Genomic DNA, 17,163 nt, shown 5'->3' with positions numbered 1-17,163 from the left:
CTCCTGATCCGAGTGGCCCGCAGCATCGGGGGCGCGGGATGGGACTACTCGTCGAACACGATGCAGACCTTGCCGGCCTGGCCCTTGTCGGCCAGGTCGTACGCCTCCGCGGCCCGGTCGATCGTGAGCCGGTGGGTGCACGTCGCCTCGGGATGGACGTCCCAGCGATCGAGCCGCTCGACCAGCTCCTCTAGGTGATTCAGGGAGGTGACCCACGATCCGAAGAGCGTGATCTGTTTGTGGATCAGCAGCTTCGACACCTCGAAGCCGACGTCGCCCCCCTCGCCCACGAACGCGCAACGGCCCCATTCGCGCGTCCCCTCCAGCGCGGTGAGACGTGCGGGTGCCGCCCCCGAGCAGTCGATGGCCGCCTCGCAGCCGCGCCCGGCGGTGACGTCCAGGATGTTTTCGAGCGCGGACCCGCCGGCTGCGAAGGCGTGATCGACCAGTCCCAGCTCGCGGGCGAGGCGACGGCGGTCCTCCGAGACGTCGGTGCCGACGATCGGGCCCGCGCCGAGCGCCCGGCCCAGCATGGCCGCGGCCAGGCCCACCGGGCCGAGCCCCGTGATCAGGAGACGATCCCGGCCGCCGACCTGCATCCTCCGGAGCGCCTCGTAGGCCGTGCCGAACCCGCAGGCGCAGAGCGCGCCGTCGATGTAGGACAGTGAATCGGGCAGCCTGATGCAGGTGGCCTCCTCGGCCAGGAGGTAGGGGGCGTGGCCGCCGTCGCGTTGCCAGCCGTAGGCCGCCCGATGCTCGTCGTGGCAGCCGATCATGTACCCCTTGCGGCACTCGTCGCACACCCCGCAGCCGTTGATGTGGTAGATCACGACGCGGTCGCCGACGCGGGACCGCCGGCAGCCGGGCCCGACCTCGACGACCTGGCCGCAGGGCTCGTGACCCGCGATGGTGCCCGGGCGATAACCCTCGGGACCCTTGCCGAGGTGCGCCCGGTAGATCGCGCGGATGTCGCTGCCGCAGATCGACGACGCCTTCATCCGGACCAGGACCTGGCCGTGCCCCGGCTTCGGGACCTCGAACTCGTCGAAGTCGACCGTGCTGTTCCCCGGCAGGATCACGCCTTGCATCGTCGCCATGACCGACCTCTCTCAGGGTGGGGTGATTTCGCCGTCGACGTCCCACAGGTCTTCCCAGCTCTGGCCGTCCTTCCAGAGGAACACCTGCCCCTTGATGAGGCGGCAGTTGCGGTCGACGGCCGCGATCGCCGCCATGTCGGAGTCGGTGAGGCGGTCGTCGACCGCGCCCCGGAGGTTGGCGAGGTAGTTCGCCCGTCGGACCGAGAACGGGATGGGGACCTGGCCGCGGCGGACGGCCCACATCACGCAGACGACCGCCGGATGCACCCCCAGCCGTCGCGCGATGGCGACGATCACGGGATCCTCGACGTCGACCGTGTCGTCAGGCGTGCGGTCGCGGTCGGGACGGCCGGGCGAGCCGATGGGCGAATAACCGATCGGAACGATCCCTCGGTCGACGACGTAACGGAAGAGTTCCGGCTGCTGGAAGTGGGGATGCAGCTCCATCTCGTTGCAAGCGGGCCGGATCCGGGCGTCGCGGAGGACGAGTTCCAGCTTCGGAATCGTCATGTTCGACGTCCCGATGTGCCGCACCAGGCACTCGTAGACGAGCCGCTCCATCTGGCGCCAGGTCTTCATGTAGGCGTCGTGGATGTAAGGTCTCGCGTCGGGCTGGCGGGCGGTGACGTCGCACCCCGGGGGATGGTAATTCGGGAACGGCCAGTGGATCAGATAGAGATCCAGATAATCGAGCCCGAGATCTGCGAGCGACTGCTCGCACGACCGCCGGACGTCCTGTTCCCCGTGGCGGTCGTTCCAGAGCTTCGACGTCACCCAGAGTTGATCGCGGGAAACGCCGGATTCCCGCACGGATCGCAACGCCTCGCCGATGAGTCTCTCGTTGCCGTAGACCGACGCGCAGTCGAAATGCCGGTAGCCCACCGCGGCCGCGTCGAGGACAGCCTGGGCGACCGTCTCGCCGTGGGCGTGGTCGGAACCGAAGGTCCCCAGCCCGATTGCGGGCATCCTCGCCCCCGAGTCGAGGATCTTCACGGGGACGGACTTGGGGTCCACCCTGTCGGCGGCGGGGGGCGGGGGGGAGGAATCGCGATTCATCGGCGGTCGCCTCGATCGGCATCGGCCTGCCGGCGCCGGAGTCCGCCGTCGCCGCGGTGCACGACGGCGTGATCACCCTGGGCGTGGTCCTGGGCCGACCTCATTAGATACCACCCCGCGGCCCGAAGGAATGGCGCGGTCGGGTTTCCCCGCTGCGGTCACTCCAGCCTTTCGGCGGACGCCGACGAAGGACGTCGCTCGACACACGAGCGATCGAACGGGGCGTTTGGATGCGCGTCGCGGTCGGCGTGGAACTGGCTGGAGCCCCTCCCGCACCCGCATCGGGGTGGTATCATTAGGGTGGTGGCAACTGGTCCAATTCTCGGTCGCGAATCGAGGTGACGACGATGGGGAAGGGCAACAACTCGCAGAGCAAGGAAAAGAAGAAGCCGAAGAAGGCCGCCGCGCCGAAGTCGACCCCGGCGAAGGTCTCCCCGCCGCCCAAGAAGCCGTGACGGCGGGGCGGGATTGCGGTACGATGCGGGTGTAGGGGTGGAGTAGCAGGCAACTCGTCGGGCTAATCCCCCGGAGCCGTGGGTGCGAATCCCACCCCCTGCACCAATTCACACGTCGTTCGCCGCTCGTGCCGCTCCCGCGTCGACCCTCGGCGGGCGGCGGCGATCAGAGCTGGCCGCTGTCCTCGACGACGACCTTCGCCGACGTCCTGCCGTTGGAGGAGCCGAGGCCTTCGATCTTCTTCACGATGTCCGAGCCCTCGGTCACTTCGCCGAAGACGACGTGCTTGCCGTCGAGCCAGGCGGTCGGGACCGTCGTGATGAAGAACTGCGACCCGTTCGTGTTGGGCCCGGCGTTGGCCATGGACAACAGGAACGGCCGGTCGTGCTTGAGCGTGAAGTTCTCGTCGGCGAACTTGGCCCCGTAGATGGACTTGCCGCCGGTGCCGTTGTGGTTCGTGAAGTCGCCCCCCTGAAGCATGAACTGGGGGATGACGCGGTGGAACGAGGAACCCTTGTAGCCGAAGCCCTTCTCGTGCGTGCAGAGGGCGCGGAAGTTCTCAGCGGTCTTCGGCGCGATGTCGTCGAAGAGTTCCATGGTGATGCGGCCGGCGGGCTGGCCGTCGATGGTGATGTCGAAGTAGACGCTCGGTCTGGGCACGCTCGTAGTCCTGTCTTGAGGTCGGGCGAAATAGGGAGAGGCTAAAATACCGGCCGAACCCCGCCGGCCTCAACCCCCGTCGGCGGGGGCGGACCGGCTTTGAGCAGGCGTCGGACGATCTGCACTCGGTTCCATCCTCGCAGAACTAGGGGCCCTTCGGGGCGTCATCGGCCCGCCTGGGCCGTCTCGGGGGCCTCGGCCTTCGGCTTGACGACGCGCAGCAGGACCGGCCGGCTGGAGACGCCGCCGGCGACGGACGTCGTGAGGTGGAACGGGCGGACCTGCTCGGGCGTCGTCTTGTCCGCGGTGACGAAGAACGTGCGCTCCTTCTGGCCCTCGACCACCAGCAGGCCGTTCAGGCCGAGGTTGTCGACGATCGTCCCGAAGGGGAGATTCCGCCCGGCGCCTTCGTTCCCGAAGAGGGCCTGCCCCGGGAAGTCGATCCGGTCGATCACGAGCTTCAGCATGATCGTCTTGCCGGCCTCGACGGCGAATTCGAGGGGGCCCTCGCCGGGGCTGGAAAGGGACTTCGCGCCCCCATCGACGGCGGCGATCGCGACCTTGAGCTTGGGGGCCGGGCCGAGCTTGATCGCGCCCAGCGCGGCGACGTCGTGGCGGACCTCCCGGCCGTCGATCTGGGCCGTGGCCGAGACGGTGATCGGCTTCGCGTCGGCGGCCGGCGCGGTCGCGGAATCGTCGGCGACGACGACCCCGAAGGCCTCGAGCTGGCTGGCCTCGATGGTCAGCGGCGACGCGACGTGGAAGCCGGGCGGGACCCCGTCGAAGTCCACGCGGATCGGGCCGTCGAAGTCGTCGATGCGGCGGACCGAGACCTTGAATTCGCGGGCCGTACCCGGGCTCACGGTCGGGTTCGCGCCGTCGAGGGTCACCGCGAAATCGGGCCGGCGATCGCGAGCCGTCAGCGTGTACCGAAAGTCGGGCCCCTGCAGGCCGCGGACGTCCCGCACCTTGAGCAGGTAATCGCCGTCGGCGGGGGCGGAGAAGGTCAGCCGCGAGTCCTTGCCCAGCTCGCGCTTGGCGTCGTCGTCGTTTTCGAAGTACAGGTTGAAGGATGGGAGGCCGTTATCGACGAGTTTCGCGCCCGGGGGGTGGGGCTCGACGATGTAGCAAGGCTCGTTGAGCGCGTGGGCCAGGGGGGTGGTGTCGAAATAGCCCCAGCGGCTGCCCTGGCCGGGGTAGACGAAGAACCCGGAATCCGGCCCGCGGGGGTAGAGCCACAGGCGGACGACCTCGCCATTGGCGTAGAGATAGTCGTTGATCCCCATCTCTTCCCAGTTGAAGACCCGGAAATCGCTGGGCTCCGCGCCGTTCTTGCCGCGGAAGGTGAAGTACGAGTCGCGGACCGCCTGCAGGAGCACCCGGGGGATCCGCCGCCCCTCGGCGTCGAGCACTTCGAGGAACGAATCCAGCTTCGAGCCCGAACGGGCCGCGGCGATCTCGAAGACCCAGGGCTCCCCGGCTCGGGCCGAGAAGCGATAGAAATCGACGTCGACCTCGGCGCCATCCGCCCCGCCGATCACGCCGACGACCTTCGCCGGGAGTTGGATGGGGTTGGCGCGATCGGCCGAGCCGTTGGGCTCCTTTTCGGCGCCCTCCTGGACCGGCGCCGGGGCGCGCTCGGCGACGGCCGTGGATCGGGCCGCCTCGGCCGCGGGGGCGTCCAGTTTCGCGACCGGGGCGGGGTACGTCGCCAGCGAGCCGTCCATCCGGCCGACGTCGAAGGTCGAGCCGTCGGGGGCGAAGGCGAGGGCTGACGCCACGTCGGGCTGATCGGCCCAGACCTGGATCTCCGCGTAGTCGCCGGTCCGCCAGGCCTTGATGGTGCGGTCCTCGGACAGCGAGACCAACGACGAGCCGTCGGGCGAGAAGGCGAGGCGGACGATCGGGCCCTCGTGGGCGAACCGCGCGATCGTCATGGGGTTGATCTCGGGCTTGTCGCGGGAGACGAACCGCCAGACGCGGATATTATTGTCGGCCCCGCCGGCGACGATCGAGCGGCCGTCCGGGCTAAACAGGCAGGTCGATTCGGCCTTCAGCGGCTGGGGGAGCGTGTCCATCCGCACGCCGTCCTCGACCCGCCAGACCTTGCAGGTGTCGTCGGCGCTGGCGCTGACGAGGAAGAGGCCGTCGGGGCTGAAGGCGACGTCGTAGACGGCCCCCGTGTGGCCTTCCAGCGTCCGCAGGAGCTTGCCGGTGGCGACCTCGCGGATCTCGATGATCTTGTCGTAGCCGCAGGTGGCGATCCGCGCGCCGTCGGGCGAAAGCTCGGCGTCGTAGAGGAGGTCGCGGTGGCCCTCGAAAGACCGAATTAATGAGCCGTCGTCGACGTTCCAGATCGCCGCCACTCCTCCCAGCCCGGCGATCCCCGAGGCCGTGACCAGGCGCTTGCCGTCGGGCGTGAAATGGACGGCCGTGACCTTGCCCGGGTACTTGCCGATCGACCGGCCCGGACGATCGCCGCGGGTGACCGGCTCGCCGACGCCCTCATAGAGCGTCACGTCGGAGTCGCGGGCGACCGCCGTCCAGCGGCCGTCGCGGCTGGCGTCGATCGCGACGACCGGCCGGATCGCCGCCTTCGGGGCGATCTTCGGGACCATCAGGGCGAGTCGTGCGGGCTCCTCGCCGGCCGGCCCGCGCGCGCCCTTGGCGATCCAGGTTTCCAGGATCGCTATCTCGTCGGCCGTGGGCCGGGACTCCTTCTTGGGCGGCATCGTCGGCTGGGCTGCCCCCCTGACCAGGCGAAGCATGAGGCTCCCCTTCGGATCGCCGGGCAGGAAGGCCGGCCCGTGCTCGGCCCCGCGCTGGAGGGAGGCGAAGCTCTCGACCGAGAACCGGCCCTCCAGGTCCTCGTCGTTGTGGCAGCCGGCGCAGTACTTCTTCAGGACGGGCGCGACCTGGCCCTGGTAGTCGGGCGGCGGGGCGTCGTCGGCGAGTGCGGCCGTCGCGAGGGCGAGCAGGGAGGCCGTCATCAGGAGAGGAGGCATGGCGGCGCGTCTCTCAATGGTTGAACAGGAATTCCCGGCTGCTCATCAGCCCCCAGAACACATCCTCGACGACCTCCTCCTCGGACGCGTCGCCCGGCGGCGGCAGCAGGGCGAGCAGGTGGTCGCGCTCGGCCGCCGTGGGGTAGCGGGAGAGGCAGGCGAGGTACAGCTCGTCGACGATCGCCGCCGCGGACATCCCCGCGCGGCGCAACTTCAGCAGCTTGTGGAGCCGATTCCCCGGGGCTCGCAGCTTCTCGTTCAGGGTCGACCCGTTGGAGAGGTGAAGCACCTGCACCATCGTCGGCTCGTCGGACCGCTCGCACTCGCAGACGATCCGCCGCGCGTTGCGGCCGAACGCCTGCAAAAAGTAGTTCTCCACGGCGGCGTCGTAGAGCTGGATCGCCCGCGTGCCCAGCGGGTAGAAGTCGGTCTTCTCGCGGTCGTTGCCGGGGAAGCCGATGAAGTCGAACAGCGTCGGCACCTCGGTCACCTGGACGATGGCGTCGTGCAGGACCTCGGCCATCATCCGCCGGGGGTAATATCGCGAGTAGAAGCGATGGTCGGCATTGTTGCCGGGGAGCGGCCGGCTCGATCTCTGATAGGCGTTCGACTGGAGGACGACCTTCATGAGCGCCTTGAGGTCGAACTTCTTCTCGATCACGAACGCGGCCGCGGCCGACATCAACGCCTCGTTGCTGGCCGGGTTCGAGGCCCTCATGTCGTCGACCTTCTCGACGAGCCCGACGCCCATGAAGTTCGCCCAGATCCGGTTGGCGATCGACCGGGCGAAGTACGGGTTCTCGGGGGCGGTCAGCCATTTCGCCAGGCTGGCGCGACGATCGGCCGGGTCGTCGAAGCTCAGCGAAGCGCCGTCGAGCGGCGTGGGGGGCTGGGGCTTGCCGGTCCGGGGCTGGACCAGCTCGCCCGACTCGGCGACGTAGAGGGTCCGCAGGCCGTCGCCCTGCCGGCCCTCGCCGCCCCAGCCTTTGGCCCGCACCCGCGAGAACAGGCTCGCCATGCCGTAATACTGGTCGTTGGTCCATTTCTCGAGAGGGTGGTTGTGGCACTTGGCGCAGCCGATCGAGAGGCCGAGGAAGGCCTGGCTGACGTTCTCCGTCATGTCCTCGGGCGACTGGCTGAGGGCGTAGAAGTTGGTGGCCCCGTTCTCGACGCTCTCGCCCGTGGCCGTGACGATCTCGCGGACGAACCGGTCCCAGGGGACGCCGTCGGCGACCTGCTTGCGCACCCACTGGTAGTAGGCCCTGAGCGCCTGCGGGCGGAGCCGCGTGCCGTTGAGCATCAGCAGGTCGGACCACTTGTAAGTCCAGTAATCGACGAAATCGGGGGTCGCGAGCAGCCGATCGATGAGGGCGTCGCGCCGCGCCTCGGACGGGTCGGCGAGGAAGGCGCGGGCCTCGTCGACGCTCGGTATCCGGCCGATGGCGTCGACCGTGGCCCGGCGGAGGAACTCGGAGTCGTCGCAGCCCGGCGAGGCCGGCAGGTTGAGCCGCGCGAGCTGCTTGTCGATCTGCTCGTCGATGAAGTTCCGCGGCTTGCGGCCGTCGACGACCGTGGCGGGCGCCGCAGCGGGATCGCCGTAAGGGACCGTCACCCTCGCGATCGCCAGCCGGCTGGCGAACCAGGCCACGACGGAGCCTTCGCCGGGCCCGACGACCTGGGCCTTGCCGTTCTCGTCGACCCGGCAGACCGACTCGTCGGCCGAGGACCACTTGACCCAGCGGGTGACGTCCTCGGAACGGCCGTCGGTGTAGCGGGCGCGGACGAGGATCTGCTGGCCCTGGCCGACGCGCTGGAGCGAGCGCTCGGGGGCGACCTCCAGGCTGTCGACGCGGGCGTCGGCGGCGGCGGGCCGGGGCGCGCCGGCGGCGATCCACTGGGAGAGGATCCGGTACTCGGGCGAGTCGGTCGCGAACCGCACGCCCCCCTTGTGCGCGATCGCCCCCGACGGCTTCGCCAGCAGCAGGCTGCGGCCCGGGTCGCCGAACTCGACGCGGCGGCCGCGGTCCTGCTTGACGATGTTGAAGAAGTCGGCGTCGGGGTCGTAACCCTGGAGCGAGAGCCGGAAGCCTCCCTTGCCCGCCAGCGCGCCGTGGCAGGCGCCCGAGTTGCAGCCCTGCTTCGCAAGGATCGGCTCGACGTGGCTCCGGAAGCTCCAGTCGAAGGACCGGCCCAGGCCCGCCACCGTGACCGCGACGGTCGCCGTCCGGTCGCCGACCTTCGCCGTGATCGTGGCCCGGCCGTCGGCCACGGGCGTCACCAGGCCGGCGGCCACGGCGGCGATCCCGGGGGCGCTCGAGGACCATTCGATCCCGTCGACGACCTGGCGGCCGAACTCGCCGCGCTCGGTCTCCTGGACGATCAGGCGCTGGCGGCTCTCGGGCGTGCTGAGCGAGACCTCGGCGGGGAGCACGGCGATCGGCTCCTCCGCCCGCGCGGCGAACAGGGTCGCGGCCAGGGCGACGAGGGACCGGGCGAGGGCGAGCGGGGGTCGGGTCATGATCCGGATCACCTCGGCTGGTGGGCGGTCGGGCGGGTCGGTCAGAACAGCTCGCGGATCTCGCGGCAGCCGAAATCGACGAGCGGGAAGGGCCGGCCGGCGGGCCCGGGGAGCGTGGTTTCGAGGTCAAGGCCCAGGCTGTGGAAGATCGTCGCGGCGACGTCACCCGGCCCGACGGGACGGTCCGCGGGCACGGCCCCGATCGGGTCGCTGGCCCCGACCACCCGGCCCCCCTGGACGCCGCCGCCCGCGAACCCGACCGTGAAGCAGAGCGGCCAGTGGTCGCGGCCTCCCGCCGGGTTCACGCGGGGCGTCCGGCCGAATTCGGCGAGGTTGCAGACGAGCGTCGAGTCGAGCAGCCCCCGGCGGTCCAGGTCCTCGACGAGCGCGGAGTACGACTGGTCGTACATCGGGCAGACGATGTCGCGCATGCCCTCGATCGAGGTGAACGGCTTCGAGCCGTGGATGTCCCAGGTGATCTCGTCGAAGACCGTGAGGAACGCGTTGACGGTGACGAACCGCACGCCGCTCTCGATCAGCCGCCGCGCCAGCAGGCACGACTGGCCGAACCGGGTCATCCCGTACCGTTCGCGGGTCTCGGTCGATTCCTTGCTCAGGTCGAACGCCTCGCGGGCCTTGGCGCTCGTCATCAGGCGGAAGGCCGATTGGAAGTTGTCGTCGAGCAGGGCGGCGTTCTCGGACGCCTCGAAGGTGGTCACCGCGTCGTCCACGAGGTCGCGGATCTTGCGGCGGCGGTCGAGCCGGAGGCTGCCGATCTCCTTGGGGGGGAGCAGGTCGGGGACGCGGAAGTCGGGCTTCGAGGGGTCGGCGTTGAGGGCGAAGGGGTCGTGCGCCTTGCCGAGGAACCCGCCCGCCTGGCCGTTCGGCAGATTGCCGCCGCCCCGTCCCATCAGCTCGGGGAGGACCACGAAGGGGGGCAGGTCCGTCTTCCGGCCTTCGATGTAGCTGACGACCGACCCGATGTGGGGCGTGTTGACGCCCCCCGCGAACAGCCGGCCGGTCTGCATCATCTGCCAGCCGGCGTCGTGCACCGCCGCGCCGCCGTGGTGAACCGACCGCACCAGCGAGATCTTGTCGGCGATCTGGGCGTGCCGGGGCAGGATCTCCGAGAACTGGATCGCCGGCGATTTGGTGGCGATCGGCTTGAACGGCCCCCGGATCTCCGCCGGGGCGTCGGGCTTCATGTCCCAGAGGTCCATGTTGCTCGGTGCGCCGAGGTTGAAGATCATGATGCACGAGCGGTCGGAGGCGCCCGGCTTCACCGCCCCGGCCGCCTGCGCCGCGAACCACTGAGGGAGCCCGAAGCCGAGCGCCCCCAGCGTCCCGACGTGCAGGAAGTCGCGACGGGTCGTCCCGTCGCAGTTCGAGGTCCGTCCAGCGCCGGTGAACTTGAGCATGCCCTGACTCCTGCTCGACGACCCCGACCCTCGCGGACGGACGCGAGGCGCCGAACCTCCCGGGGTATCGCCCTCGCCCGAGAGGTCCTCAACGCATCGAGGATATCGCAGGAGGCCTCGCGGATCCTAGAAGCCAGTGAACCTTCGTCAGACGTGTCGCGCCGATCACTGGTGATTTGGAATTCCTCGACGATCGATATAATGGGGCGTCGGGCGGTCCTGTCGTGGGTCCGCCGATCGCTCCTCTGAAGACAGAAATCCATCGCGATGCACGCAGGCTCCCGCAGCCCCCTCCATTTCGGCCTTTCGTTCGAAGATCTCTATCGTCGCGAGGGGTTGCTCCGGCTCGACGCCGCATTCCTGGCCGACCTGCAATCGCGGGCGCCGGGGCTCCACGAGGGCCTGGAGGCGGCGCGTCGCGACCCCGAGTCGCTGGAACCGAAGTCGGCCTCGGAGCTGATGATCGAGCTGGCCCCGTATCTCGAAGACTTCGTCGGCCGGCTGTTAGGGATCGAGGCCGAACTCCAGGCGTTGCAGGCCCGGCACGACGCGCTGGCGCCGCTCCGCGCCGTGAAGCGGAAGTTCGTCCAGCGCAAGCTCGTCGGCCGGACGCCCGAGCAGGCTCGCGAGGTCGACGTCGGGACGGTGACGGCCGAGCTGGAAGCCTTCACGCTCGGCCCGCTGACCGAGATGAGCTACGCGACGCACGTCTCGCAGTGGCTGGAATCCGAGGCCGACCACGAGGCCGAGCTGAAGCTGGCCGCCGAATACGCGACATGGGCCGTGCTGACCCACGAGGGCCGGGCCCGGCACCGCGAAGGCGTCGTCTTCAAGCTCCCCCAGAAGATCGACGTGAACCGCCTCGTCCCGCACGACGAGCGAAGCGAGGCCGGCCTCGTCCAGTTCGTGGCCGAGGGGGGGCACGTCCGCCATCGCGACGGCTTCCACCTCACCGACGCGGGGACCGACCTCGCGGGGGCGCTCGACCAGGCCGGCTACTGCATCAAGTGCCACAACCAGGGCAAGGACAGCTGCTCGACGGGGCTCCGCGAGAAGAACGGCGAGTTCAAGCGGAGCGTCTTCGGCGTCCCCCTCGCCGGCTGCCCGGTCGGGGAGAAGATCTCCGAGATGAACCAGGTCAAGGGCCAGGGCAACCCGATCGGGGCGCTCGCGATCGTGACGGTCGACAACCCGATGGCCGCGGCGACGGGTCATCGCATCTGCAACGACTGCATGAAGTCGTGCATCTATCAGAAGCAGGAACCCGTCGACATCCCGCAGGTCGAGACCCGGACGCTCAAGGACGTGCTGGAGCTGCCCTGGGGGTTCGAGATCTACAGCCTGTTGACCCGGTGGAACCCGCTGAACTTCGGCCGGCCCTATCCCCGCGAGGCGACCGGCCGCAAGGTCCTGATCGTCGGCCTCGGCCCGGCGGGGTTCACCCTGGCCCACCACCTGATGAACGACGGTCATGCCGTGGTCGCCGTCGACGGCCTTAAGATCGAGCCCCTTCCCGAGGCGGTCTCGGGCGTGGATCCGTACGGCCGCCGCGTCCCGTTCGAGCCGATCGTCGATGTGACGACGATCTACGAGCTGCTCGACCGCCGCGTGATGGCCGGGTTCGGCGGGGTGGCCGAGTACGGGATCACCGTCCGCTGGAACAAGAACTTCCTGAAGATCATCCGATTGCTCCTCGAACGCCGGGCCGAGTTCGCGATGTTCGGCGGAGTCCGATTCGGCGGGACGCTGACAGTCGACGACGCGTTCGACATGGGGTTCGACCACATCGCGCTCTGCATGGGGGCGGGGCGGCCGACGGTCATCCCGATGAAGAACGGCCTGGCCCGCGGGGTGCGGCAGGCGTCCGACTTCCTCATGGCGCTCCAACTCACCGGCGCGGCCAAGTCGGAGTCGCTGGCCAACCTCCAGATAAGGATGCCGATCGTGGTGATCGGCGGCGGCCTGACCGCCATCGACACGGCGACGGAATCGCTCGCCTATTACGTCGTCCAGGTCGAGAAGTTCCTGCACCGGTACGAGGACCTGACGCGGGCCCACGGCGAGGACCACGTCCGTTCGCGGTGGATCGGCGACGAGGCGGAGGTGGCCGCCGAGTTCCTGGAACATGGGCGGGCGATCCGGGCCGAACGACGGGCGGCGTCGGCGGAGGGGCGGGCCCCGCGGCTGATCGACCTGCTCAACGCCTGGGGAGGCGTGACCGTCGCCTACCGCCGTCGACTCGTCGATGCGCCGAGCTATACGCTCAACCACGAGGAGATCACGAAGGCGTTCGAGGAAGGCATCCGGTTCGCGGAGCTGCTCGTTCCCGAAGAGGTCGAACTCGACGCCACGGGCACCGCCCGCGCGCTGCGGCTACGGAAGCTGCGGCTCGACGAGGCGACGGGACGGCCGACGGCCGAGGGCGACGACGTGGTGCTCCCGGCCCGGACGATCCTGGTCGCCGCGGGCACCCAGCCCAACACGGTCCTGGCCCGCGAGGACGCGCACAACGTCCAGGTCGACGGCCGCTATTTCCGGGCCCTCGACGAGGACGGCCAGCCCGCCAAGCCAGAGCCGATCTCCAAGCCGGGGACGGTCCGGGTCCTCATGTCGATCCGGCCCGACGGCCGGGCGATGAGCTTCTTCGGCGACCTGCACCCGTCTTTCGCCGGCAACGTCGTCAAGGCCATGGGGAGCGCCAAGCAGGGCTACCCGGTCGTCTCGCGCATGCTCGCCCGCGTCGAGCCGACGGCCCCCACGCCCGAGGCGCTGGTGGATCGGCTCAACGACGAGCTGCGGACCGTCGTGCACGAGGTCGTCCGGCTCACGCCCAACATCGTCGAGATCGTCGTGCGGGCGCCGATCGCCGCACGGGCGTTCCGGCCGGGCCAGTTCTACCGCCTCCAGAACTTCGAGACCCTGGCCGCGCGGACGGGGGGGACGATCCTGGCGATGGAGGCCCTGGCGCTGACCGGGGCGTCGGTCGACCACGATCGCGGCCTGCTCTCGACGATCGTCCTGGAGATGGGCGGCTCGTCCGACCTGTGCGCGTTGCTGAAGCCGGGCGAGCCGATCTGCCTGATGGGCCCAACGGGCGCGCCCACCGAGACGCCGGGCCGGGAGACGGTCCTGCTCGTCGGCGGCGGCCTCGGCAACGCGGTGCTCTTCTCGATCGGCCAGGCGCTGCGGGCCGCGGGGTCGCGGGTGATCTACTTCGCCGGCTACAAGAAGCTCATCGACCGCTACAAGGTCGAGGAGATCGAGAAGGCCGCCGACATCGTCACCTGGTGCTCGGACGAGGCCCCCGGGTTCACCCCCGCGCGGGTCCAGGACCGTTCGTTCGTGGGCAACATCGTGGAGGCGATGGCCGCGTACGCCCGGGGCGACCTGGGCGATGTCGAGATCCCCCTGGATCAGGCCGACCGTCTCGTCGTCATCGGCTCGGACGCGATGATGCGCGGCGTCCAGCAGGCGCGGCACGGCGTCCTGAGGCCGTTTTTGAAGCCCGGGCACCACGCCATCGGCAGCATCAACTCGCCGATGCAGTGCATGATGAAGGAGATCTGCGCCCAGTGCCTCCAGACGCACCAGGACCCGGCGACCGGCGTCGAGACGGTCGTCTTCTCGTGCTTCAACCAGGACCAGCCGCTCGACCACGTGAGGTTCGACGCCCTGCGCAGCCGCCTCTCCCAGAACAGCGTCCAGGAGAAGCTGACGAAGCTCTGGATCGACGAATGTCTGCACACGCTGGGACACCGCTCGCGACTCTCGGCCGCCAGGCCCGCGCCGCCGGCGCCGGCTGCGACGCTGACGACCCAGCGGTGATCCGACCTGGAGGACTCGCTTGATGCCCGACCGACGCCTCGCCGCCCTGGCGATCCTCGCCGCGACCTGCCTCGCAACGACGGCGCAGACGCGAGGAGAGGGTCCCGAAAAATCGCCGTTGGCGCGGATCCGGGTAAGCGAGGACCGCAAGCATTTCGTCCTCGACGGTTCGAATCGTCGGTTCGTCCTGTGGGGCGTGAACTACGACCACGACGACGCCGGGCGACTGCTCGAAGACTACTGGGCCGACGAATGGGCCAAGGTCGTCGAGGATTTCCGCGAGATCAAGGACCTGGGCGCGAACGTCGTCCGGATCCACCTGCAGACGGGCAGGTTCCTGAAATCCGCCGACGCGGCCGACGAGGGGAGCCTCAAGCGGCTGGGCGACCTGATCAGGCTTGCGGAGTCGACCCGGCTGTACCTCGACGTCACCGGCCTGGGCTGCTACCACGAGAAGGACGTCCCGGTCTGGTACGACGCGCTGGACGAGGCCGCCCGCTGGGACGCGCAGGCCGTCTTCTGGAAGGCGGTCGCCGGGGTCTGCAAGGACAGCCCGGCCGTCTTCTGCTACGACCTGATGAACGAGCCCATCGCGTCGGGCGGCGAGGACGAGAAGGACTGGCTCCCCGGCGAGCCGCTGGGCGACATGCACTTCGTCCAGCGCCTGACGATCGACGTCAAGGGCCGGACGAACGAACAAATTGCCGGGGCCTGGGTCAAGCGGCTGTCGTCCGCCATCAAGGAAGTGGACGATCGACGCCCGATCACCGTGGGCGAGATCCCCTGGGCGCAGGTGTTCAAGGGGGCGAAGCCGCTTTTCCAGGACCCCGAGGTCGGCAAGCCGCTCGACTTCGTGGCCGTCCATTTTTATCCCAAGGCCGGCAAGCTCGACGAGACGCTCGAGGCGCTCAAGGTCTACGAGGTCGGCAAGCCGCTGGTCATCGAGGAGATCTTCCCCCTGGGCGCCAGCCTGGAGGAGACCGAGACCTTCCTCGATCGCTCCAGGGCCCACGTCGACGGCTGGATCAGCTTCTACTGGGGCCGGACCATCCCCGAATGCGAGCAGGCCGCCGACCTGCCGCACGCCGTCACCGCCGCATGGCTCAAGCGGTTACGCGCCCTCGCCCCGGCCGATTCGCGTCTGGAAGTCGTGGTCCCCTGACGGAAAGGCCGCCGGCCTCGGTCACTCCTCGTCGGTGGAGTAGAAAAGCAGGTTGACGATCCGCCATCGGCCGCGGTCCCGCCGCAGGGTGAAGTGGTCATAGCCTTTCTGGACTCGGTCCCCGGCGGTCAACTTCCAGTAGACCACCGCGCGGGCGAGTTCCTGCTCGAAGCGGATCTCGATCGACTCGGGGACCTCGATCATGCGACTCGGCGAGCGTCGGTGGGCGTCGCGCTGGCTGGCGACGAAACGGGGACGGGGGATGGTGAAAAGCTGGCCCTGGCCGTCGATGTGCTGGATCGAGGCGTCGGTCATGAAGCAGTCGTCGTAGCCGTCCATGTCGCGGTCCGACCAGACCTTGAAGTAGCGCTCGACGAAGGCTCGGGCCTCCTTCTCGCGGGCCGTCGCATCGGCCGCCGGGGCCTGGATGCGGAAGGCGACGGGCCGGACGACGGCGTCGGATCGGACGGCCGCCTCGGGCTTCGGCCGGGATGCGTCGCCGTCGATCTCGCGCCAGGCGTCGAGGACGTCCAGGACGAATTTCTCGACGCGCGCGGCGTCCACGACCTCATCCTTCAACTTGACGCCCAGCGGCGGGACGTGGCAGAAGAGGACGGGCCCGCGGATCTTGCCCGCCTTTTTGAGGTATTCGAGGCTGTAGAGCAACTCCTCGCAGAGATAGCGGCCGGCGTCGTCGGAGAGCCGGACAGGCTGGCCCTTGGCGGCGAGCGTCTTGACGAGCCGCTCGACGTCGGACGTGGCGAGGAACGCGAGCGGGCCGTCGGCGATGGCCGGCGCCCTGGGCTTCGCGCCCGACTCGTCCGGGAAGGGCCAGCGATCCCGACGCGCCAGGCCCTCGACCGTGAAGGCGTCCTTGCGCCCCTGGCCGAACGCGAAGACGGCCGCGGGGTGCAGCTCGGCGACGAGGGCCTCGACCCGCTTCAATGGCTCGTCCCAGACGACGGGGAGCTGGCGGGCGACGAGCCGGAAGCCGTTCCACTCGCGGCCGTCGAGCGCCTTGATCCCCTCCCACGAGGGGTTCGGCGGCTTCTCCTTGCCGAACGGCTCGAAGCCGGTCAGCAGGATCGTCGGCAGGTCGGCCGCGACGGCCGGCCGGCCCCCGAAGGACCAGACGACGGCCAGGAATGCGACCGCCGGCCACGCGCGGAGGAGGAAGGAAAGGCTCAAGGTCGGGCTCCCGGCAGGTCGAATTCCGGCCGGGCCCGACGTCCGGGCCGCGGCCGGCCGGGAGTCATTGGAGCAGAGCGTCGGGCCCGACGCAACCCGCACCGGCCGACCCCCGGCGGCCCGCGATCAATCCGACGAGGCCTTGCGCCTCATCGTGAACGTCCCCTGGGTGCCGCTGACGTCCCAGGTCCCCTCGACGACCCGCGAACCTTCCGAGTCGACCACGCCCTTGTAGACGACTTCGTGGCTGACGCCGGCCGTGCCGTCGTAAGTCTTGGTGAAGTTGAGCGCCCGCTCCGCCTCGTCGTAGCGGCCCTCGACCGTCGCGTGGAGCCAGGGGGATCGGTCGTCGCCGAAGGTGTTGGCTTCCTTGATCTCGGCCTTGATCCGGTCGCCTTGCTGGAAGAGGAAGGCGGTGAAGGCGACGGGCCGCTGCCCCGAGCCTTCCGAATACTTGTACTCTCCCGTCCAGATCCCCGACAACCCGCCGGCCTTCGCGGCGCAGCAGGCGCAGGTGGGCGCCTCGGCCTTCTTGCCGCCGTCGTCGACGGCCATCGCGACCGTGCCGACGACGAGCGCCGCGGCGGCGGCGAGCCCGCGCGCGAACCACGACCGACCATCCCGCATGTTTCCCATGACGCGACTCCTTGGAGATGGAGGAACGGACCGAAATCGAGGCCGAACGACCCGCGAGTGAAAGGCGACTCCCGAATTCTGGGCGCGACCTCTGACGTCTGTCCAGAGAAAAAGCCGGCGGCCCGGCGCGCCGACGTCGCGG

Annotated in this window: 10 protein-coding genes and 1 tRNA gene; 3 read left to right on the top strand and 8 right to left on the bottom strand. The window is 69.6% G+C overall.

Annotation, left to right across the window (positions count from 1 at the left end; translation table 11 throughout):
* Positions 1 to 44: 44 nt before the first annotated feature.
* Positions 45 to 1,088 (bottom strand): zinc-dependent alcohol dehydrogenase family protein, encoded by a 1,044-nt coding sequence (locus PZE19_RS20530; RefSeq protein ID WP_368411371.1) that lies wholly within the window; start codon positions 1,086 to 1,088, stop codon positions 45 to 47.
* Between the two features lie 21 nt (positions 1,089 to 1,109).
* A complete protein-coding gene (locus PZE19_RS20525; RefSeq protein WP_277862465.1) occupies positions 1,110 to 2,153 on the bottom strand; it encodes an aldo/keto reductase in 1,044 nt (347 codons plus the stop codon).
* Positions 2,154 to 2,639: 486 nt separating this feature from the next.
* Here PZE19_RS20525 and PZE19_RS20520 point away from each other — a divergent pair.
* Positions 2,640 to 2,714: transfer RNA gene (locus PZE19_RS20520), tRNA-Ile, on the top strand.
* A gap of 60 nt (positions 2,715 to 2,774) precedes the next feature.
* Here PZE19_RS20520 and PZE19_RS20515 read toward each other — a convergent pair.
* From PZE19_RS20515 to PZE19_RS20500, 4 genes are all read right to left on the bottom strand, one after another.
* A complete protein-coding gene (locus PZE19_RS20515; protein WP_277862464.1) occupies positions 2,775 to 3,269 on the bottom strand; it encodes a peptidylprolyl isomerase in 495 nt (164 codons plus the stop codon).
* Between the two features lie 164 nt (positions 3,270 to 3,433).
* Positions 3,434 to 6,274, bottom strand: a complete 2,841-nt coding sequence (locus PZE19_RS20510) for a c-type cytochrome domain-containing protein (RefSeq protein ID WP_277862463.1) — start codon at positions 6,272 to 6,274, stop codon at positions 3,434 to 3,436.
* Positions 6,275 to 6,287: 13 nt separating this feature from the next.
* Positions 6,288 to 8,792 (bottom strand): DUF1549 domain-containing protein, encoded by a 2,505-nt coding sequence (locus tag PZE19_RS20505; RefSeq protein ID WP_277862462.1) that lies wholly within the window; start codon positions 8,790 to 8,792, stop codon positions 6,288 to 6,290.
* Between the two features lie 41 nt (positions 8,793 to 8,833).
* Positions 8,834 to 10,210, bottom strand: coding sequence for a DUF1501 domain-containing protein (locus PZE19_RS20500; protein ID WP_277862461.1), 1,377 nt, complete (start codon positions 10,208 to 10,210; stop codon positions 8,834 to 8,836).
* A gap of 267 nt (positions 10,211 to 10,477) precedes the next feature.
* Here PZE19_RS20500 and PZE19_RS20495 point away from each other — a divergent pair, with 267 nt between their 5' ends.
* Together PZE19_RS20495 and PZE19_RS20490 are read left to right on the top strand one after the other, a co-directional pair.
* Complete coding sequence (locus PZE19_RS20495; RefSeq protein WP_277862460.1) at positions 10,478 to 14,035, top strand: FAD-dependent oxidoreductase; 3,558 nt, start codon at positions 10,478 to 10,480, stop codon at positions 14,033 to 14,035.
* Between the two features lie 22 nt (positions 14,036 to 14,057).
* A complete protein-coding gene (locus tag PZE19_RS20490; protein WP_277862459.1) occupies positions 14,058 to 15,197 on the top strand; it encodes a cellulase family glycosylhydrolase in 1,140 nt (379 codons plus the stop codon).
* A gap of 21 nt (positions 15,198 to 15,218) precedes the next feature.
* On the opposite strand, the gene PZE19_RS20485 is transcribed toward PZE19_RS20490, so the two are convergent.
* A complete protein-coding gene (locus PZE19_RS20485) occupies positions 15,219 to 16,385 on the bottom strand; it encodes a pyroglutamyl-peptidase I family protein (RefSeq protein ID WP_277862458.1) in 1,167 nt (388 codons plus the stop codon).
* Between the two features lie 126 nt (positions 16,386 to 16,511).
* Entirely contained in the window at positions 16,512 to 17,021 is a 510-nt protein-coding gene (locus tag PZE19_RS20480) for a hypothetical protein (RefSeq protein ID WP_277862457.1), read from the bottom strand.
* Positions 17,022 to 17,163: the final 142 nt, after the last annotated feature.

The sequence above is a fragment of the Paludisphaera mucosa genome (assembly GCF_029589435.1).
In the GTDB taxonomy this organism is placed as follows: domain Bacteria; phylum Planctomycetota; class Planctomycetia; order Isosphaerales; family Isosphaeraceae; genus Paludisphaera; species Paludisphaera mucosa.
The sequence above is the reverse complement of the archived record's forward strand: the minus strand, read 5'-3'. Positions and strand labels throughout refer to the sequence as shown.